Source organism: Actinoplanes sp. NPDC048988 (assembly GCF_043197815.1).
In the GTDB taxonomy this organism is placed as follows: Bacteria; Actinomycetota; Actinomycetes; order Mycobacteriales; family Micromonosporaceae; genus Actinoplanes.
This window is the reverse complement of sequence record NZ_JBICTW010000002.1, coordinates 185,174-204,985: the sequence shown is the minus strand read 5'-3', so window position 1 is coordinate 204,985 and position 19,812 is coordinate 185,174. Positions and strand designations below refer to the sequence as shown.

The 19,812-nt window shown below is 71.6% G+C and carries 15 protein-coding genes; 4 read left to right on the top strand and 11 right to left on the bottom strand.

Annotation, left to right across the window (positions count from 1 at the left end; all coding sequences use genetic code 11):
* Positions 1-10: 10 nt before the first annotated feature.
* From ACGFJ7_RS07970 to ACGFJ7_RS07955, 4 genes are all read right to left on the bottom strand, one after another.
* Entirely contained in the window at positions 11-2,836 is a 2,826-nt protein-coding gene (locus ACGFJ7_RS07970) for a stealth conserved region 3 domain-containing protein (RefSeq protein WP_392641493.1), read from the bottom strand.
* Entirely contained in the window at positions 2,833-3,783 is a 951-nt protein-coding gene (locus ACGFJ7_RS07965; RefSeq protein ID WP_360244183.1) for a hypothetical protein, read from the bottom strand. Before ACGFJ7_RS07965 ends, ACGFJ7_RS07970 begins: the two co-directional genes overlap by 4 nt.
* Positions 3,776-5,731 (bottom strand): PIG-L family deacetylase, encoded by a 1,956-nt coding sequence (locus ACGFJ7_RS07960; RefSeq protein WP_392641491.1) that lies wholly within the window; start codon positions 5,729-5,731, stop codon positions 3,776-3,778. Before ACGFJ7_RS07960 ends, ACGFJ7_RS07965 begins: the two co-directional genes overlap by 8 nt.
* Before the next feature lie 96 nt (positions 5,732-5,827).
* Positions 5,828-7,612: a stealth family protein gene (locus tag ACGFJ7_RS07955; protein ID WP_360244177.1), complete on the bottom strand. Its 1,785-nt coding sequence runs from the start codon at positions 7,610-7,612 to the stop codon at positions 5,828-5,830.
* Between the two features lie 178 nt (positions 7,613-7,790).
* Here ACGFJ7_RS07955 and ACGFJ7_RS07950 point away from each other — a divergent pair, with 178 nt between their 5' ends.
* From ACGFJ7_RS07950 to ACGFJ7_RS07940, 3 genes are all read left to right on the top strand, one after another.
* Entirely contained in the window at positions 7,791-8,711 is a 921-nt protein-coding gene (locus tag ACGFJ7_RS07950) for an endonuclease/exonuclease/phosphatase family protein (RefSeq protein ID WP_392641488.1), read from the top strand.
* A gap of 160 nt (positions 8,712-8,871) precedes the next feature.
* On the top strand, positions 8,872-11,970 hold the full coding sequence (locus ACGFJ7_RS07945; RefSeq protein WP_360244171.1) for a YqgE/AlgH family protein: 3,099 nt from the start codon (positions 8,872-8,874) through the stop codon (positions 11,968-11,970).
* Between the two features lie 43 nt (positions 11,971-12,013).
* Complete coding sequence (locus ACGFJ7_RS07940) at positions 12,014-12,967, top strand: beta-ketoacyl-ACP synthase 3 (RefSeq protein WP_360244168.1); 954 nt, start codon at positions 12,014-12,016, stop codon at positions 12,965-12,967.
* Here the strand turns inward: ACGFJ7_RS07940 and ACGFJ7_RS07935 are convergent.
* Positions 12,884-13,528 carry a hypothetical protein gene (locus tag ACGFJ7_RS07935; protein ID WP_392641486.1) on the bottom strand — a complete coding sequence of 215 codons (645 nt, stop codon included), beginning with the start codon at positions 13,526-13,528 and terminating at the stop codon, positions 12,884-12,886. The genes ACGFJ7_RS07940 and ACGFJ7_RS07935 overlap by 84 nt on opposite strands.
* A gap of 106 nt (positions 13,529-13,634) precedes the next feature.
* Between ACGFJ7_RS07935 and ACGFJ7_RS07930 the strand changes: the two genes are divergently transcribed.
* Complete coding sequence (locus tag ACGFJ7_RS07930) at positions 13,635-13,991, top strand: DUF6086 family protein (protein ID WP_392641484.1); 357 nt, start codon at positions 13,635-13,637, stop codon at positions 13,989-13,991.
* Between the two features lie 43 nt (positions 13,992-14,034).
* Here the strand turns inward: ACGFJ7_RS07930 and ACGFJ7_RS07925 are convergent, their stop codons facing one another.
* The 6 genes from ACGFJ7_RS07925 to ACGFJ7_RS07900 are packed head-to-tail and all read right to left on the bottom strand — an operon-like array spanning position 14,035 to position 19,806.
* Complete coding sequence (locus ACGFJ7_RS07925) at positions 14,035-14,607, bottom strand: thiamine pyrophosphate-dependent enzyme (protein ID WP_360244159.1); 573 nt, start codon at positions 14,605-14,607, stop codon at positions 14,035-14,037.
* The gene (locus ACGFJ7_RS07920; protein ID WP_360244156.1) at positions 14,604-15,116 is read right to left on the bottom strand and encodes a thiamine pyrophosphate-binding protein; all 513 of its coding nucleotides are present in this window, start codon (positions 15,114-15,116) and stop codon (positions 14,604-14,606) included. The genes ACGFJ7_RS07925 and ACGFJ7_RS07920 overlap by 4 nt, the downstream gene beginning before the upstream one ends.
* 36 nt (positions 15,117-15,152) lie before the next feature.
* Positions 15,153-16,895, bottom strand: a complete 1,743-nt coding sequence (locus tag ACGFJ7_RS07915) for an amino acid adenylation domain-containing protein (RefSeq protein ID WP_392641481.1) — start codon at positions 16,893-16,895, stop codon at positions 15,153-15,155.
* Complete coding sequence (locus ACGFJ7_RS07910; RefSeq protein ID WP_392641479.1) at positions 16,895-17,941, bottom strand: TauD/TfdA family dioxygenase; 1,047 nt, start codon at positions 17,939-17,941, stop codon at positions 16,895-16,897. The genes ACGFJ7_RS07915 and ACGFJ7_RS07910 overlap by 1 nt, the downstream gene beginning before the upstream one ends.
* 10 nt (positions 17,942-17,951) lie before the next feature.
* Positions 17,952-18,158, bottom strand: a complete 207-nt coding sequence (locus tag ACGFJ7_RS07905) for an MbtH family NRPS accessory protein (protein ID WP_360244147.1) — start codon at positions 18,156-18,158, stop codon at positions 17,952-17,954.
* The gene (locus ACGFJ7_RS07900; protein ID WP_360244144.1) at positions 18,151-19,806 is read right to left on the bottom strand and encodes a DUF885 family protein; all 1,656 of its coding nucleotides are present in this window, start codon (positions 19,804-19,806) and stop codon (positions 18,151-18,153) included. The genes ACGFJ7_RS07905 and ACGFJ7_RS07900 overlap by 8 nt, the downstream gene beginning before the upstream one ends.
* Between the last annotated feature and the right edge of the window lie 6 nt (positions 19,807-19,812).

Genomic DNA, 19,812 nt, shown 5'->3' with positions numbered 1-19,812 from the left:
GCCCGGCATGCTATCGCCGGTTGCGTTCGCTGCCCTTCTCGAACTGGCTGGGGATCGGGAAGTAGGCGGCCAGGAACGCCTGGATGATGCGGGCCTGATCCTCGGCCGGCACGTCGCTGTCGTGGAAGTCGTTGAGGCAGAACACGTCCTGGTTGCGCTTCTGGAGCAGCGCCTTGAGCCTCGGGTGCTGCTCCTCCAGGCCCACGTTGACGAAGCCGCTGCGGATCTCGCCGTTCACCGCGCGGCCGGTGATCAGGCCGTAGTGGTGGGCCAGTGAGGACAGCGGGGAGACGTCGGTGGCCGACCGGACGCGGTTGCCGGCGGTGCGCCGCATCGCCTCGGCGAACTCGACCTCGATGGCGGCCAGCGTGCTCCGCCGGTGTGCGTGCGGCGTGTGCAGGAAGCCGTGCGTGAGGGTGCGACCGTACGCCTGCTCCAGCAGCGCCCGGTTGTTCTTCGCGGCCACCGCGAACGCCTCGTCGGACGGGCTGATCGGGGTCAGCGGGATCTGCGTACGGCTGGCGAACGCCTTCGGCAGGCCGCCCGGGTTGAAGAACATCTGCGGGCCGACGAGCCGGCCGAAGAACACGTCGTCGTTGAGGTAGAGGAACTGCTCGGACAGGTCGTCGATGTGGTGCAGCTGGGTCTCGATGGCGTGCGAGTTGAACGTCGGCAGGTCGCCCGGCTCGGTGAAGATGTCGCGGTGGTCGACGATCCGGATCCGCGGGTGGTCGAGGTCGAGCCAGTCCGGCACCTGCCGGTCGGTGACGATGAAGATGCGCCGCACCCACGGGGCGAACAGGTCGATGGAGCGCAGCGAGTAGCGCAGCTCGTCGCGGTCGCGGAACCGGGCGGTGCTCAGGTCGGCGCTGGGGGCGGCGGGCGGCAGGCCGAGCGCGGCCGACTTCCTGTCCAGCCACGCCGGGTCCTGGCCGTCGACCCAGGTGTAGACGACGTCGACCGGGAAGGTCAGGTCGCTGACCAGGTGGCGGGTGAACGGGTCGACGGTGCGGTAGTCCCGCTCGCCGATCCGGATCGAGGCCGGGGTCAGGGAGGCCACCGCCAGGGGGTTGCCGGCCAGGGTGGGGGCCGGGCCGGCCAGCTCGGTGCCGTCCTCGGACGGCGTCCAGAACTCCATCTCGCAGCCGTAGATGGCGCCCAGCCGCATCGTGTGCCCCGAAGTGATGACGGGTTCGAAGACGCGGATCGACGCGGCCGCGCGCAGCTGCTCGACGTTGTCGCTGACCGCGGCCGGCCAGTTGCCGAGGGTGCGGTGCCGTACGTCGAAGCCCTCGGCGTAGGCCGGGCGTTCGTGGGTGGCCCCGGCGAGCGCGGTCAGCGCGGCCAGCCGGTCGGCCTGGCGGACGGCGACCCGGTAGGTCGGGGTGGTCTGCCGGACGAGGAAGTAGTCGACGCCGCCGGCGTCGAGGGCGGCGACGACCAGGTCGAGATTGGCCTTGGCCGCCTCGTGCGGGGCCACGTCGTCACGGACCTGGGTGAGCTGGCCCCGGCTCCAGATCAGGTTGGGGTGCCGGGCCTGGGTGGCGGTGTTGAAGGCGTCGATGTCGGGCGCGGTGAGGTCGGTGACCGGCGCCTGCTTCTCGACCACCCCGGCGTCGGTGCTCTGCGCCTGGTGCAGGGCGAGCGCGAAGGTGCGGCGCTCGGCCCAGTCCGGGTTGTCACGGCCGGCCAGCAGCTCGGTGTACAGCTGCTCCCAGTGCGCCATCACGACGTCGGGCGCGAAGGCGCCGACGGCGACCGCGGCCGCCTCGCCCATGGCGTGCCGCAGATCCTCGTCCTCGATCATCTGGCGGAACCCGGCGGCCAGGGCGTCGATGTCGTTCGGCGGGATGAGCAGCCCGGTCTTGTCGGGCTCGATGATCTCGCGAGGACCATTGGGGCAGTCGTACGCGACCACCGGCACCGCCGCCGCCATGGCCTCGACGATGGTGAGCCCGAACGATTCGACCCGGGAGGTCACCGCCACGACCGAGGCCTTGGCCCACTCGTTCTCGATGGTGGTGGTCGAGCCGAGCAGCTGCACCTGCTCGCCCAGCCCGAGGGAGGCGATCTGGTCCTCGAGCGGACGGCGGTTGCCGTCGCCGAAGATGCGCAGCGACCAGTCCGGATGGTCCGCCGCCACCTGGGCGAAGGCGCTGATCGCGTGGCCGAACTGCTTCTCGCCAGTCAGCCGCCCGGCCATCACGATGCTCGGGTTGGTGCGGCTGGACCGCGGCCGGTACCCGTCGTCGATGGAGTTCGGGATGATCGCCAGGCGGGGCGCGGCGTCGCCGAAGAGCGAGGCGAACCAGGCCCGGGTGGGCTCGGAGAGCAGCACCACCGCGTCGAGCCGGGCCGAGAACCGCTTGAGCGGATCGCCCGAGGAACCGCGGAGCTCGGCCACCCGGTGTTCCTGATGGACGGTGACGACGCGGCGCGGCACCAGCTCGGTCATCACGGCCATCAGGGCCGGGGTGGTCGAGACCACGATGTCGGCCGTGGTCTCCCGCAGGACCCGCTCCAGCTCCAGGTCGGCCAGGCGGGTGAAGGCCTGCTCCCACTGCGGGCGGACGAGCGCGCTCGGGGTCGCCGACAGCACCCGGCAGACCTCGTCGCTCAGCTCCCGGCCGACCGGGCGGTGCAGGGACTCGCGGGTGTCCACCAGATAGGTCATCCGCACCCGGGGGTCCACCTCGAAGGCGGGGGCGTCGGCCGTACGGAAGACGCTCAGCACCTCGACGTCGTGCCGGCCCGCCAGCCAGTTCGCCTGGCGCAGCACCGCGCGTTCGGTGCCGCCGATGGCGTCGCCCCAGGTCAGCAGAAACGTGATTTTCATGGTTGGCCGTTCGCGGAGGAGGGAGAGCCGATCGGGCGGCAGGCGAGTGTCAGGCTGCCGGCCGGGGTGTAGTAGGGGCGCAGGTTGACCGAGAGGCCGGGCGCGGCCCAGACGATGCCGTGCGGAGGGACGAGCACGGGCTTGGGATTGCCGACGTCGTGCAGGAAACGGCCGACCCGGAGCCGATGCCCGGCGGTACGCAGGTGCACGTCGAAGAAGGTCTCGGTGACCTTGCTGAGCGCCGCCAGGTCGTACACCGGAACCTCGCAGCGCAGAACGTCGCCCACCGGCACGGCCGCGGCCCGGACCCGGCCCTCGCCGGTCCGCGCGGTCAGTTCGAAACCGGTGACCGGCTCGGCGCAGCCGAGCAGCCGCACGTCGAAGCGGGCCCGCAGCCAGTCGACGGTGACCGAGGTGACCTCGGCCGTCGGGGCCGGGGCGACGACCGCGACGCCCAGCCGGCCGCTGCGCGTCGTGCGCAGCTCGTACCGGCGGCCGGTGGCCGGATCGGCCGGGGCCAGAACCGTCGGGCCGTCGCGCCGGGCGTCCTCGGGGCCGCGCAGGACGGCGTACGAGGTGGTGCCGGCCCGCGTGTGCAGCACGGCCTCCAGCAGCCACGGCGATCCGGGCGCCAGACCGAGCCCGCGCGCGTGCCCGCTGAGCAGGGCCGTGGCCGCCAGCGCGGAACCACCGGCGTCGGCCCGCACCCGGGCCGCGACGGTGTGCCGGACCCGGCCCCGGGAGAGTCGCAGCTCGGCGCCGGTGATGTCGGCGGCCGCGACACCCGGCACCGGGATGTCGAGGTTGACCGTCCGCCCGTCCAGCACCTCGGCGAAGCGGGTGGTCAGCGCCGGGCCGCGCCGCATGGCGGTGCTCAGGGCGCGGGCCGGGGCGTCGAGCCGGACCACCACCTGCCGCAGGATCCGCCGGGAAGTCGTGTCAGCCACGGGAGCCTCCGATCGGGGGCAGGGCGGCCCACTCGCCGAAGCCGGCGTCGCCGGTTCCGGTCTGCCGGGCGACCCGCAGGGTCCCGTCGGCGCCCAGGACGGCGACGGCGAGGGCGCCGGTGGCGTCGGCCGCGATCGACGGCGAGCGGAGGAACATCCCACCGGCCGGTGACCACGAAGCGGACGTACCGGCGCCGGTCGGCTGCCGGGACAGGCTCAGGGTGCCCTGGTCGTTGCGCTGGGCCAGCAGGGTGATGCCGTCCTTGACCGGGGTGGAGAAGGCGGCCACCGGCCCGAACCCGCCGTCGCCACCGATCGCCGCCGGCTGGGACGGCCACGCGCCCTCGCGGGTCTGCCGTGACACCGTCACCTCGCCGTGCGGGCCGGTCCGGAAGACCAGCAGCAGGCGGCCGTTGTGCTCCCGGGTCACCGTGACCGGACCGGTCGGCTCGCGGCGCAGCATGGCCACGGGCGCCGCGAAGGCGCCGTCCTCCTGCTGGTCCCAGCGCAGCACGGTCTGGTTGGTGCCGGCGAACAGGCTCAGCCGCCCGTCCCGGTTGGCGGCGAGCGCCAGACCTTCCTGGACGACCGAGCCGCCCAGGTCGGACCACCCCTCCCAGACGTCGGCCTTGAGCTGGACGCGGGAGCTCACCCCGCGCCCGAAGTTCCGGACGAAGACCTGGAGCCCGCCGTCGGGGCGCACGCCCAGGACCGGCATGCCCATCTCCCGCATCCGCAGCGTCGCGTCGGCGCCGCCGTCGGCCGGGTTGCCGAGTTCGGCCCAGTCGCCGAAGGGCCCGTTCGGCGTGGCCTGCGAGGCCACCACGAGGATCCGGCGCTGCCCGCGGGGCGAGGGGGTCAGCGGCTGGCGGACCGCGGCCAGGTGCAGGCAGCCGTCCGGCCCGGCGGCGACGTCGAGGTGCGGCGTGAGGTCGCCCGGGCCGGCCAGGCGCTGTGGTTCGTCCCAGGTTCCGCGGCCGGGCTGGCTCTCGCGCCAGACGTACGCGTGCCCGTCGAGCACGGCGAAGGCGGCCAGCCGGCCGTCGGCCTGCAGGCGCAGCCAGGAGGTCGAGCCCGGATAGCGCTGGGTGGTGCTCTGCCCGTACCCGGTGGTGTGCGCCTGGTCGCCGACCAGGTAGTCGCCGCAGCCGACGGCGCCGCTCCGGTCGCCGTGCGTTCCGCCGTACGTGTCGAGGATCGACCGTTTGACGGCGAAGGCGGCCTCGGTGAGGTTGGTCGGCCAGTGCCGGTTGTAGTAGCCGCGGTAGCTCTCCACCGGTGGCGTGGCCCGGCCCTGGCGGCGCTGCCACCGCCGTACCGCGTGCAGGGCGAACTGGGCCGCGGCGGTGTGGCTGGCATGGTCGGAGTACCGGATGGCGCCGCCACGCTCGTACGTCGTGTGGTCCGGGTCGGGGTCCATCACCCGTACCACCGAAGGCTTGCTCTCGGCGAGGATCTCCTCCAGGAGATCGAGCAGGTCGTCGCGGGTCAGCGCCTGACCGGCGGGCAACGCGCTACCGGTCGGCACGAGCACCGCCAGCCACGGGATGTCGCCGCTCCAGAGCGCGTCGATGGCGCGCGGCGGATCGCCGGCCCGGGCCGCCTCCTGCCCCTCCAGGCTGACGAAGACCAGCCGGACGTGCGGGGCCGCGGTCAGCACGGCGACGTCGACCGTCGCGGTCCCGTACCGGACCGGAGCCGTCGTCCACGGGCTGTTCCGATCGCCGGTCACCATTTCGGCGTACGCGGACCGAATGCCGTTGTACCGCGCGGCCGCATAGCCGGCGTGGTCCACCGGGTGGGAGGAACGGTCCGGGACGCCGTACGGCACGTTGCGGCCGTCCGCCTCGCCCGCCGTCAGGTAGACCGTGGTGGTCGGCGCGCCCGCGGCCAGGGCCTGGTGCACCGCCGGATTCATGAAGTACAGGTCGTCGTCGCAGTGCGCCACGATCTGCACCTGCGTACCGGCCGGCCACGCCGCCCCGAAGTCTCTGATGCGGCGTTCACGCCGGAGAAATGACAATGTCCCGTTTCCTAGCGCACGTCAGGCCGGCAGATGGTCGGTCGCGGTGGCCCGGCCGGCCTGCCGCGGCACCGGCGGGCGCGCCGCCCGGGCCAGCGCGGTCGCGCTGAACGCGGCCCGCTCGGCGGTCACCTCGTCGGGCAGCTCGAACGGCGAGCGGAACGGGAAGTACTGCGGCAGGAAGTCGGCCATCATCGCCGCCTGCTCGCTGAGCGCGACCGTCGCCGAGTCGGTGTCGTTGAGGCAGAACACGTCGCAGTGCCGGCGCGACAGCAGGAACGCCAGCTGGACCGGGGTGGACGGGTGGGCCAGGTCCGCGTACGTGTACTTGATCGAACCGGGCACGGCCCGGCGCGTCGCGTACGCCCAATAATGCTGAAGCGACGACGGGATGGACAGGTCGCCGGGGTGCCGGAACGAATGCTCGGCGGTCCGCAGCACCTCCTGCGGCAGGTGACGCTCGATCTCCTGCAGGACGCTCTTCTGCAGCGGGTACGGCACGTGCTGCATCTTCTGCGTGATCGAGCGGCCGAACTGCTCGAGGATGTGCCGCCGGTTGTTCTTGCCGGCGGCGGTCACCGGCGCGTCGTACACGGTCGCCGGTCCCGCCTCCAGCTGCGCCTTGGACTGGAAGAACTTGGCGATGCCGTTGGCGTGGAAGAACGCGCTGGGCGGCACCGGCCGGCCCAGGAACATGTCGTCGTTGAAGTAGATGAAGTGCTCGGCCAGGCCCGGGATCAGGTGCAGGCGCGACTCGATGGCGTGCGAGTTGAAGGTCGGCAGCACGCCGGTGCCGCCGAACAGCTCGCGGTGGCTGATCACGGTGAGGCGGGGATCCGAGTCGTCCAGCCACGGCGGGATCTGGTCGTCGGTGACCAGGAAGATGCGGCGCACCCAGGGCGCGTACGTGACGATCGAGCGCAGCGAGTACTTCAGCTCGTCCCGGCTGACGAACCGGGACGCGTTGGTGGCGATCGTGTTGATCTGCTCCTGGCCGATCGCCGCCAGGGCCGCGTTCTTGCGCTGCATCCAGTCCGGGTCGCTGCCGTCGACCCACGTGTAGACGACGTCGATCGGGAAGCGGACGTCCTCGACCGGCACGGCGCTGAACTCGGACCGCGACCGGTAGCGGGGCCGGCTGTCGGACAGCGGCATCATCGAGCTGAGCGCCACCGGCGGCACCTGGTGGTACTCGGCGGCCGCGGGCAGCGCCTCGGCGACCCGGTTACGGCGCGGGGCGGCGATCATGTCGGGCGCGCCGCCGGAGCCCTTGACCGTACGCCAGAACTCGACCTCACAGGCGGAGCCGCTGCCCAGCACCGTGGTGCCGTAGGGGTCGGTGGCGGGGAAGTAGACCTGCACGCCGCTCTTGCCCGACTTGCTGACCCGGAAGCCCTGCTCGCCGACCTCGCCCGGGCGCACGACCGCGCTCCGAAGCTCGGGGGCCGACCGCAGAGCCTCGAGGGTGCGGTCGCGGTCGCGGCGGTTCACGGCCACCGAGCTGTGCAGCTCGATGGCTGGGCGCACGCAGAAGTAGTCGATGCCGGCCCGGTCCAGCACAGCGGTCACGGCGTCGAGGTTGCGCCGCCACGCGTCGGCCGGCGTCATGGAGGGCGCGACCGTCGCGTGCACGGTCCGGCCGGCGTCGCGGGCCTTGACGACCTGCCCGGGCTGGGCCGCCTTGGGCAGTTTGCTCTGCCGGGTGAGCCGGCGGACCAGCCAGAGCTGCCGGTGGGGCGGCAGCACTTCGAGGATCCGCAGGCGGTACGCCTTCGGAAACACGCGGTAGACGCGCAGGGCGATCACCGGCAACCGCCGCGGCGAGACAAACTTTCGATAGTCACAAGTGGCTCCCCCGTTGTCCGCTATGGGCGCAGCCGGACCACACAGCGGAAGGGAGGTTAACTACAAGCAAACTGCGAGTCAATCTCATGTACAAAAGGTGCGCGGTTGCCGTAAGCACCCAGCGGGTATGACGTGACCGATGCGCAGGCAAACGCGCCGGTGGGCGGCCCGATTCGCGGTTCTCGCCTGCGCGGCCGCCGGTGTGATCGCCATGACACCGGAAAGGGACGGCGCCGAGGTCGCTCAGCCGCCCGGGCTGCGCTTCCTGGCCTACAACATCTGCGGTTCCGGCGGCAGCCGGGCGTTCCTGTGCACCGACGACATGACGAACGCCTCCCGCGGCGAAGTGCCGGCGCGCGCCGGTGAGGTGGAACGGCAGGTGGCCGAATGGAACCCCGACGCCGTCTTTCTGAACGAGGTCTGCCGCAACCAGTACGACGCCATGGACGAAAAACTCGAAACGTCCGGCTATACCGGTCTGTTCGTCCGGACCGCGACGACAGCCAACTGCCGGGTTGACGGCGGCGCCGGCTCGGCCGACGCGGGCCTGGCGCTGTTCGCCCGCAACCTGAGCCCGCTGCCCGCCCGGCGACTCGACCCGCCCGGCGCCGTGGGGGAGCAGTACTACCTGCTGTGCGGCGACACCACCGCCCAGGGCACGACGATCCGGGTCTGCTCCACCCACTGGACCGCCTCCGACCCGGCGGCCAACCGCTACCAGGCGGACCAGGTCGAGAAGATCGTGAACCCGTGGCTCGACGCCGGCATCCCGGTCGTCCTCGGCGGCGACCTCAACGTGGAACCCGGCGACGAGACCCTCGACCACCTCTACACCCGCTTCGCCGAGGTCGGCGCGCCCTGCGCCGACTGCCGAAGCGGCGAGGCGACGTACGACCAGTGGAAGCCACCCGCCGACCGCCCCGACACCAAGCTGGACTACATCTTCCTCAGCCGCGACCACTTCACCGGCCTGTCCGGCGACGCCGTCGACGCCGACCCCACAGTCACCGACCACCAGGCCCTGCGCGGCGCCGCCCGACTCCGCCGCGCCCTGCCGTAGCTCACCTCCGCGCCCAGCCTCTTCGCGGAGGCGCGCATGCCGCTTCGGGGGATGGGGGCGTGCCGCGGCCCTGATTAGCGTCAATATCAGGTGGCAGGCGTGGTGAGGAGCGGCATTGGCACAGAGGCCCCGGGGCGATCGGCGCTCCCGATTCGGGATCGTGCTGACCGCTGCGATCTCCGCATCGGTCCTCGCCTACTTCGGGCCGCTCGCCGACTGGAATGCCCAAAATCCCCTCCTGCCCGGACAGAGATGGATGCGCAGCAATCTGTTCGTCGGCGTCGTGCTGTTCGTGGTGGTGTCGGTCCTGCTGGCGCTGATCACCGCGCGGGGAAAGTCGGCCGACACAGCCGAGCAGGGAGACCCGGAGCTGGTGGAACGCAGCTTCAGCAACCGGGACCGCAGCCTGACAGATCTCCGGAAGAGAGTCCGAGGCATCTGGGTCAACCAGGTTCTGGCCAACTCCCTCGAGAAGCGTGTGCCTTTGCGTCTTGGTTTCGCCACGGCACCGGGTGCCCTGAACGGCGAGGTCGAGGTCCGGGAGAAGGAATCGAGAGTGCTCTCGGTCTCGTCACTGGAGTTCGTCTTCGACCGGGACGAGGCCGAACGCCGGTTGCTGATCGTGGGACGTCCGGGGGCGGGTAAGACGACCCAACTGCTGCACCTTCTCGAAGCATTGCTCGATGCGGCGGATGCCGATGAATCGGCTCCGGTTCCTGTTCTGCTACCGCTTTCGGAGGCGAACTGGGCTCGCATCGGGACATCGGTGCACAGCGTGCTGGACTGGTTGGGATCCGAGATCTTGAAGCGTTACCGGGTCCTGGACGAGCAGTGGCTGACCGCGAACAACTCGCCACTGGTCCTTCTGCTCGACGGGCTGGACGAGATACCCGACTCCGGTGCTCGGGACACGTGTGTGCAGATGTTGAGCCGACTCAATCGCTACACCTTCGGCATGGTGGTGGCCAGCCGGAAGGCCGAGTACTTCCAGCTACGATCTCGCCTGCACTTCGATCTGGCTGTGGAGATCCTCCCCCTGACAAGCGGACAGATCGGCCGTTGTCTGGCTGATGCCGGGCCGGAGGCCGAGGGGCTGCGCGCGGCCTGTCTGAAGGATCGCACCCTGCTCAAGCTCTTCCAGGACCCTCTGGCGCTCGTCGTCGCGATTCTGGCCTACCGGGGTCGAACCCCGGGCCCGGAGCTTCTGAAAGGGTCCGCGAGCCAGCGGCTCGACCAGCTGTGGGAGCAGTACGTCACGCAGATGCTCGACCGCCGTCGTTTCGCGAAACTCGAGCGCTTCGGCGACCGGCGTTTTCCGCCGGCCCGTACCGAACTGTGGCTCAGGCTGATGGCCCGGGTCATGAGCGCACACGGACGTGTCGAGTTCGACAAGCGGGACCTCGGCCCGGAATGGCTCCCGAATTCGCAAGTCATGGGCATGGTGACCGTCATGGCGACGGCTTGGAGCCTGCTGGTCGTCGCCGGCGGCGTGATGCTTCTGCGCCATCTGGACGCCGGTATCGCCGGAACGACAGTCACTGCGGTGTCGATCCTCCTGTGCTTGGTGGCCGGGTGGAGCGGCATCGGCCGCAGGCGCACGGTGCGGTTCCCCATCTGGTACACCCTGCTGCCAACCATCTATCTCTTCATCGCTGGACTGTTCGTCGGCTTCGGTGTCGGTGTCTTCTACGGGCAGCCCGGATTGGCCGCCGGCCTCATCCCACTCAATCTCTTCGGGCCGGTGGGAATCCTGATCGCTCTGGTGCTTGGCCGCTACTCTGACCCGGCCCGCGACGCGGATGCCTTCCGCCCGAACACCGGCCTGGACGACGTTCTGAAGGACGCCGGCGCGATCATCGTCCTGGCCGTCATCCCTTGGGTGTCGCTCGTGGTGGCCCACGGGCCATTGGCGTCATCCCACGTCGCCCAGCAAGTTCTGGCCATCTCCATCGGACCGGGCGTCATCGCACTTTGGGCGTCCGCGTCCAGCATTCTGGTGTCCATGGCCGGTCGCCGCGTGGCCGTGATGTGGGGGTACCTCTCGGGCCAGTTCCCCCGGCCGCTCGGCGCCTTCTTGGCCCACGTCGACGAGCGTATTCTCATGAGCCCGTCCTCCAGCGGTTACCAATTTCTGCACGTCACCCTGCTCGATCACCTCGCCGGAGCGGCGGCCGGCGTACGACAGCCTGAGGACGACGACCCGGGTTGGTTGCCGGCATCGGGACCCACCGTTCTCGACCAGGTCGCCACCCTGGCGGCGCAGGAGGCGACCACCTCCGGTGTCAAGCCGGCCGGAACCGAGCACCTGCTCCTCGGAGCCTTCCGGCAGGCCGGTCGGTCCGACCCCGACGTGTGGGCCTTGCTGGGCATCACGGGGGAGCGTTTGCGGCGCGAACTCGACAGTCTGCCCGGATCGGAGACGCCCGCGTTGCCGGTGTCGCCGATGACCGAACAGGCGGAGAGGTCGCTGCATCGAGCGGAGATGGAGGCGGCGGCCCGCGGCGATCGGCAGGTCGGCGTCGAACATCTGGTGCTGAGCCTCCTCGCGGACCGCGAGTGCCACGCAGCTCATCTGCTGCGACGTCTCGGTGTCAGCAGCGACCGGCTGGTGAACGCGTTGACCTACGTCCGTTCCGGTGTCTCCGCCTATGGGCTGCGCGGGGCCCTCCTCATCTCCGCTCCGGACATGTCACACCGGCGGGACGCCACCTCTGTGATCATGGTGTTCCGTCATCGGCCCGACGGCGCCTACGGCGTGGTGCTCAACGCCCCGACGTCGATGCTGACCGGAGACGGGCTTCCCGGGTCGCAGGACCTGGCCGTCGATCCGAAACGCATCTTTTCCGGTGGTGACCAGTCGCCCGATCGATGGATCTGCCTGGGCTGGCTGCGAGCCGACCGGGATCACCCGCCGTGGTCTTATCACGTGACGGGCAACGTCTACACCCTCGAGGTCGGCGCGGAACAGTTCGAGACGGTCGGAGAATGGTTCACCAAGATCCGGATCTTCGCGGGACACGTGGCCTGGCCATCCGGCCAGCTCGAGCGAGACCTGTTCAGCGGGGCGACGTGGCTCGTCGGAGTCGCCCGGAACGAGCCGTTCAGCCGCATGCCGGACGACCTGTACGCGAAGCTCGCTCGCCGGTCCAACGTCGCATATGCCTGGCTGGACATCTCAGCGCGTGTGGGAAACCCGCATGCCGTCGCTGCGCTGCGGCGCCTGAGCTCGCCGGAAAGCTTGGTTACCGGCGAGGAATAAGAGAACCAAAGGGCGCCCAGCCAGGCATGCTTGTATACCTGCCATGGGCCAACCCTTGCAGCGCCGCGCCGGTCACCCCGGGTCGCGCATCCTCAGCGTCGCCACCTACCGCCCGCGGACCGAGGTGGGCAACGAGACGATCGCCGCCCTGATCGACTCGAGCGACGAGTGGATCCGCCGCCGCTGCGGCATCGAGTCGCGCCGGCGCGCCGCACCCGACGAGGATCTGGTCATGATGGCCGCGGCGGCCGCCTCCAAGGCGCTGGCCGGCGCCGGCGTCGATCCGCGCGACGTCTCGGCCGTCCTGGTGGCGACGATGTCCCACCGCGGCCGCGCCACCACCACGGCCCCGCTGGTGGCCGGCGCGCTCGGCGCCACCGCGGCCGCCGCGATGGATCTGGGAGCGGCGTGCGCCGGATTCCCGTACGCGCTGGCGACCGCCGACGCGCTCGTCCGCGCCGGCGCGGCCGGCTACGTGGTGCTGGTCGGCGCCGAACGCATGACCGACATCATCGACGAGCGCGACCGCGGCACAGCGTTCCTCTTCGGCGACGGTGCCGGCGCGGTGGTCGTCGGCCCGGCCGAGACCTGCGGCATCGGCCCGGTGGTGTGGGGCGCCGACGGTTCGAAGAGCGAGGTTCTGCGGTACGACGAGACCGGCATCCTGCGGATGGCCGGCCCCGAGGTCTTCCGCTGGGCCACCTCGGTCATTCCCGACCTGGCCCGGCGCGCACTGGACGCCGCCGGCGTCTCGGTGGCCGACCTGGCGGCCTTCATCCCCCACCAGGCCAACCTGCGCATCACCTCGGCCGCCGCCAAGGCCCTGGACCTCGGCCCGCACGTCGCGGTGGCCACCGACATCGTCACCAACGGCAACACCGGCGCGGCCTCCATCCCGCAGGCGATGGCCGCCCTACCCGACACGACCGGCCCCGCCCTGCTCGTCGGCTTCGGCGCCGGTCTCTCGTACGCCGCTCAGGTCGTCACCTTGCCCTGACCCGCGCGCGTTCCTTCGGAAGTACGCGTCGGCGGCTGGCACCGTCTGGCACACCAGGGCGGCGATCAGCAACACCGAGACCGACACCATGAGGACGACGTCGAGCGTGCCCAGCCACGACGGCCAGGCTTCCTCGAGACGGCGGGCCAGCTCGGCCCGCGCCGGGTCCGGCTCGGCCATGTCGCCGACGACCGAGACCACCGGAAAGTTGAGGAGCGCGAGAACGCCGTACCAGAGCAGGATCGGAAGCCCGAAAACCCAGCTGACGACCCGCGCCCACGACAGGCCGAAGAAGGCGAGGACGGCCAGAACCGCCAGCGCGAGCCCGACGAAGACACCCACCACTGTCATGGTCCAGTGAATGGTGACGCCGGCCGCCGCCCACGCCGTGTCGTTCTCGATGACGCCGTCGTGCGCGGCCTGCTCGTAAGTGCGCATATCCGTGAAGTACTTGTCACCGGACAGCTTCACCTCGGCCGCGAACAACACTCCACCGGCCGCCAACATGCCGCAGGCCAGCCCGACGATTCCCGGCCGCCGCACCCGGCCTGTCGTATCCATCCGCACCCGTTCCTGAAGGGAAAACCGCCACCGTGCGGATGCACGCCGAGTCCGTGGTCAGCCTAAGATCGCGACAGGCACCAGGTGATGCGGGGTCGGTCCAACCGTGACCTACATTTTCGAATTCGAGCACCAGACCATCTGGTCGCCGGCGAACCGGGTGGCGGCCCTCTACCTCGACATGCTCGAAGCCACCGCCGACATGCTGAAGAAGCCGACCGGCCTCACCGAGAGCATGGGAAGCGGCGACTCGTACGCCATCGACCCGGTGGCCTTTCCGGAGTTCGTCGCCGCGATGCTGCGGTACTTCGTTGACCACCGGCATCCGCAGATGCGGCTTCTGCTGGGCAGCGTGCTGGCCGTGTCCATCGGCGTTCTCGACCGGGCGGAGATCGTGATCGAACCGCGCGACGAAGGGGAGCGCGAGGCGCTCGACGAACTACGCGCATTCATGCGCGGGTGACTGGCGGCCCAGGGCCGCACAGCCCGGAGGCTGTGCGGCCCTCTCAGCGTGCGGCCACTCGTTCCAGATGGCCGGCGAAGCGCTCCCGGTGGCGGGGCAGGTCCGGCACGATGCGCGGCGGTGGCTTGCCTATCCGGGCGTCGGACAGCACGCAGTGCAGCAGTTGCGGACTGGTCGCCCCCAGACCCTCGCGCAGGGCGCCGGTGAGCCCGGCCACGTCGTCCACCCGGTGGGCCCGGCCGTAGCCGGCGGCCAGGGAGAGGCCGACGAAGTCAGTCCGCCCGGTCGGCGCCGCCTGGCCGCCGGTGGACTCGTACCGGCGGTCGTCCAGGACGAGGTGCAGCAGCTTGGCCCCCGGGAAGGCGCCTGCGCTCAGCAGGCAGCCGGGGTTCATCGCCAGGCTTCCGTCGCCGTCGACGACGACGACCGTGGAGTGCGTGGACAGGGCGATGCCGAGCCCGATGTTGGCCGCCAGCCCCATGCTGCCGGTCATGTAGAAGTGACTGGAGCGGTCGGCGACGCTGCTCGCGATCCGGGACGCGTAGCCGGTGGTGAAGATGATCGGCTCGTCGACGGTCGTACGGATCACCGCGGTGATGGCCTCGGTCTTGTTCATGGCCGCCACCCGAACAGGCCCGGGGCGACGAGCAGCGCGGCGGGCACCCGCCGCTCCACGACCAGGGAGCGGGCCCAGGCCACCTGCTCGTCGACGTCGCCGGCGTCCAGCCAGGACACCGGGATGCCGGCGCCGGCCAGCACGCTCTCGGTGATCCGGCCCATCACCACGTTCTCACTGGTGTCGTCGGGCGGCACGCCGCGCATGCTGACGATCAGCAGCATGGGTACGCCGTACGGCACCACGAGTGAGGCGAGGGCGTTCACCGACTGCCCCAGCCCGGAGTTCTGCATCATCACGACGGGGGAGTGCCCGGCCATGGAGGCACCGGCGGCGATGCCCACCGCGTTGTCCTCCCGGGCGATCGGCACCAGCTGGGAGCGGTCCTCCAGGCGCTGGAACAGGGGCGCCAGGATGCCGCAGGGCGTGCCGAAGAACGGTGCGAAACCTTGGTGGCTGAGGGAGTCGGAGAGCGCCGACGCGCAGTCCCTGCTTACCGTTACGGTCATGGTCTTCCAATCGGGGATCGGTGGCGTTCCGGCCGGTCAGCAGGCCCGCAGTGAGCTGGCGAAGTCCGCCAGGTCGCGCAGGCGGGGGTGGCGGTAGACGTCCTGCAGGGTCAGCGGCCGCCGCAGGTCCTGGCGCACCCGGGCCACCAGGTTGATCGCCAGCAGCGAGTGGCCGCCGAGGGCGTAGAAGTCGTCGTCCCGGCTGACCGAGTCGAGCCCGAGGACCCGGGACCAGACGTCGGCGATCAGTTCCTCGACCGGGCCGGTGGGTGAGGTCGCGGTGACCGTGCTGGCCGGCTCGGGCAGCGCCGACAGGTCGAGCTTGCCGCTGCTGTTGGTCGGCAGCCGGTCGAGCGCGACGAAGGCGCTCGGCACCATGTAGTGGGGCAGCCGCTGGGCCGCCCAGCCGACGAGATCCGCCGGCGCCGGCTCGCCCGCCGGCCGGTAGTAGGCGACCAGCGAGGGATCGCCGTCGCGGGGCAGCACCACGGTGGCGATCTCCGCGACGCCGTCGTGCTCGCCCAGCACCGCGTCGATCTCGCCCAGCTCGATGCGGTAGCCGCGGAGCTTGATCTGCCGGTCCTGGCGCCCGTGGTATTCGAGTCCGCCGTCGGCGCGGCGGCGGGCGTAGTCGCCGGTGCGGTACATCCGCGTTCCTCCGGCGGAGAACGGCTCCGGCACGAACCGCTCGGCCGTGAGCTCGCGCCGATGGCGGTAGCCGCGCGCGACCCTGGCGCCGGCCAGGACGATCTCCCCGATGTCGCCGTCGGCCACCGGGTGGCCCTCGTCGTCCAGCAGCATGAGACGCAGGCCGGGCAGCGCCTCACCCAGGTGCGGCCGCCGGTCGGCGGTGATCCAGCACATGGTGGCGTCGACGGTGCATTCGGTCGGGCCGTAGAGGTTCACCGCGCGCAGGACGCCGGCCTCGGCGCGGTCGGCGAGCGCCTGCCACAGGCGCGCCCCGATCGGTTCCCCGCCGACCAGCAGCTGGAACGGCCGGGGCCCGGGCGGGAGCGCCCGCTCGCCGAGCGCCTCCAGGAGCGGCCCGGCGTGCGACGGGGTGATGTCGAGATCGGTGAGCGCCTTGTCCACGATGGCGTCGGCGAGCAGCGCCGGGTCGGTACGGGTGGTCTCGTCCAGCATCACCACGGTGTCACCGCGGCACAGGCGGATCCACTGTTGCACGGAGGCGTCGAACGAGGGCGACGCGTTCCATCCGACCCGGGCGCCGTCCAGCCCGGCGATGCCCACCTCCTCGAGGGCCGTCAGCAGCCGCGCCACCGAGCCCCGGCTCACCTCGACGCCCTTGGGCGCGCCGGTGGAGCCCGAGGTGTAGATGACGTAGGCCAGGGTGTCGGGGTGCACGGGCACCGGCGCGAACGGCCGGTCCTCGCCGGCGGACAGCTCGGCGAAGGTGAAGTCCTCGGCGAGGCTGTCGCCGAAGTCGCCGGCGCTGACGAGGACGTCGGCGCCCGCGTCCTCGACCAGGTAGCGGCGCCGGGACGCCGGCAGTTGCGGATCCACCGGCAGGTAGGCCGCCCCGGCGGCCAGCGTGGCCAGCAGGGTGACGGTCAGCTCGGGACCGCGCGGCAGGCAGACGGCGACGACGCTCTCCGGCCCGACGCCCGCCCGGGTCAGGGACCACGCCACCCGGCCCGCCTCGTCACGGAGCCGGCCGAAGGTGAGCGTGCGGCCCCCGGCGTCCAGGGCCGGCCGGTCGGCCGGAACCTCGGCCAGCCGGGTGAGCAGGTCGGCGGCGGTGCCGGTGTCGGAGGTCATCACTGCTCCGATCGGTGCGGGCCGGTGGCGGGCGGCGGCACCGGGCGGCAGTCGGCGAGCTGCACCGGGTCGCCCATGCCGACCAGGATCTTGCGCGCGCCCTGGAACGCCTCGCGCCCGTGCGCGCACCTGATGTTGTCGACCAGGAGCAGGTCGCCCGGCTGCCAGGACTCCCGCATGGTGACCGCGTCGTACGCGGCGTTGAGGGCCTGGGTGTCCGCCGGGCTCAGCGCGTCGCCGTCGCCGTAGTAGGTGTCGAAGGGCAACCGGTCGGGCCCGTACGTGTCGGTCAGCACCTCGCGGATCGTGTCCTCGAGGCTCCACCGGCTCCAGAAGGCGATGTGGTTGAACCAGACCTGGTCGCCGGTGACCGGGTGGGTGACGATGGCGGCCCGGCGCTGCTGGGTGCGCAGCGTGCCGTCGTCCAGCCAGTCGGCGCCGATCACGTTGTCCCGGCAGTACGCCTCCACCTCGGCCGGCTGGTCGGTGCCGAAGCTGGTCTGCCAGGGCAGCCCGGCGAGCTCCGAGTAGTGCCGGACGAGCAGCCATCCGTGTCGCGCGAACCGTTCCCGGATGTCACCGGGCACCAGCCGCAGCGCCTCCCGCATGTCACCGACGGTTGTCGCGCCGCCCTGCTCGGGCGCGACCAGGCAGCCGAACAGCAGGGCGCCCGGGAAGTCCAGGGTGTAGCTGTTCTCGTTGTGCAGCCGGATGGGCTGGCTGGCCGGCAGGTCGGTGGAGGAGAAGACCCCCTCGCCGAAGTCCGTCCGGGGCGTCGCCTTCTCCTTGTAGGCCGCCCGCCGGGGCAGGAGGACGTCGCGCAGTTGCGCGAAGTCGGCGGCGCTGGTCATCGGCAGGCCGCGGATCATCGTGCAGCCGGACCGCAGCAGCTCCGCGCGCAGCGGTTCCCGCGCGTCCGAGAGCCACCGTACGGCGTCGTCCAGGGCGCCGAGGGGCGGTGCCGTGACGACGGGGGGCCGTCCGTCCGCCCGCCGGATGTCGATCTCGTTGATGGTGCCGGCGTTCAGCCGTTGAGTCGGTGCCATTGCTGCTCCTTCACTCGACGTGGGTGCCGGCCATGGCGGCGCGCAGGCTCGCGGGCCGCATGTCGGTCCAGACTTGTCCGATGTAGGCGAGGCAGTCCGCCTTGCTGCCCCGGTGTCCGGCCTCGCGCCAGCCGGCGGGCACCGGCAGGTCGGTGGGCCAGATGGAGTACTGCTCCTCGTCGTTGACGACCGCGTCGTAGGTCTGTTCGTCAGTCATGGTTCTCAGCCTCGGCGGCGGCGCTATCGTTCGCTTTTCCTCCGGCCATCACGGGCGTACCGATCCGGTCGAGCTCGTCGCGCGAGCCGAGCAACTCCCACCTCAGCAGGGCGATCGGCACGTTGCCGTTGCGCCACAGCCACGTGTGCACCTCGGCGGGGGAGTGGCCGCGCTCGCGGGCGGCGGCGATCAGCCGCTCGATCTGCGTCTTGCCGATCTGGTAGGACAGCCCCTGCCCGGGCGTCGCGGCGAAGAACGCCGCCTCCTGCCGGGCCGTCGCGTCGTCGAGCGGCACCCCGGCGGCGAGCGCGCCGGCCGCGTCCTCGATCGTCATGCGCCCCAGTGCCAGCCCGACGTCCACCTCGACGCGCAGGGCGCGGAGCCGCATGAAGGTCCACACGGCCCGCCGGGCGTCCGGGTTGTCGTCGAGCAGACCGCTGCGCAGCAGCAGTTCCTCGTTGTAGAAGGCGATGCCCTCGTTGGGGGCGGAGTCGTAGTACCGGCGGCGCAGTGGCCGGGGGTTGGTCCAGGACAGCGCCAGCTGCTGGGCGTGCGCGCCCTCGTGCAGGACGCCGAGCCGGGCGTCGCGGACGTTGGCCAGGTCGAAGAAGCCGCGTTCGTGTCCGACCGGCGGCACGTAGGTGACGGCGTCGCCGGGGCGCTCGCAGCCGCCGAGGTCGTCGGTGACGGCCAGCCAGCACAGCGGCATCAGATAGCCCGGCATCGGCAGCGCGCGGTAGCCGCGCAGCGATCCGGGCAGGTCGAGCAGGCCCGCGTCGCGGTAGTGGGCGAGCACGGCCCGTTCGGCGTGGTCGTGCCGCGCGATCTGCTCGGCCGTCGTCGCGGGAGCCGGCCGCCCCGCCGCGACGGCCGTGGCGGCCTCCTCCTCGTTCCGTACCGCCCGGGCGAAGGCCGCGCGCCCCGTCTCGATCATCTCGTCGGGGTCGTACGGCAGCAGCGCCACCCGATGCCGGAAGAACGCGAAGCCCTCCGCGCCCAGCGGCCCCGGAAAGTCACCCGGGCGCAGCGTGCTCAGGCTTCGGCGGTAGTCGCCGAGAGCGGCGGCGGCGCGGGTGCCGGCGTCCGTCAGCTCCGCCCGCGAGCCGGGCGGAAAGTGCTCCCGCAGCTCCCCGATCGTGGCGGTGACCTGATCCTCCACCTGGTCCAGCTCCCGGCCGGCCGCGGCCGCGAACTCGGGCACCACGTGCCCGTCCAGGTTGGCCAGCCCTTCCCGCAGCATGCCGGGAACGGCCCGCAGCCCGCGGAGCACCGCGGCGCGGCGCGCGGATGGCCACTCCGGCCGGGGGAGCAGGGCGTCATAGACCACGCCGATCGACTGGTCGACGTAGAAGCCCGGCTGGCGTTGCCAGGCCCGCACCACGTCGAGCTCGAAGCGGACTCGCGCCGTGGCCGACCCGAGCAGGGCGAGGTCGACCACGTCGGCCACTGTGGACGTTGAAGGTAAGGCCGCGATCGCCTGTTCGAAGGCGGCCAGTTCGCGCCGGTGCCGCCGGACGGTGGGACCGCGCCAGTCGGGTAGCCAGCCCGGCGGGCGAGTGATGCGGGGCAGGTCGTCGCGGGACCGCGGCTGCTGGACGGCCCGCCACCGCCAGAACCGCCGGCCGAGGCTGTCGATGCCGGTCGTCATGGCGTC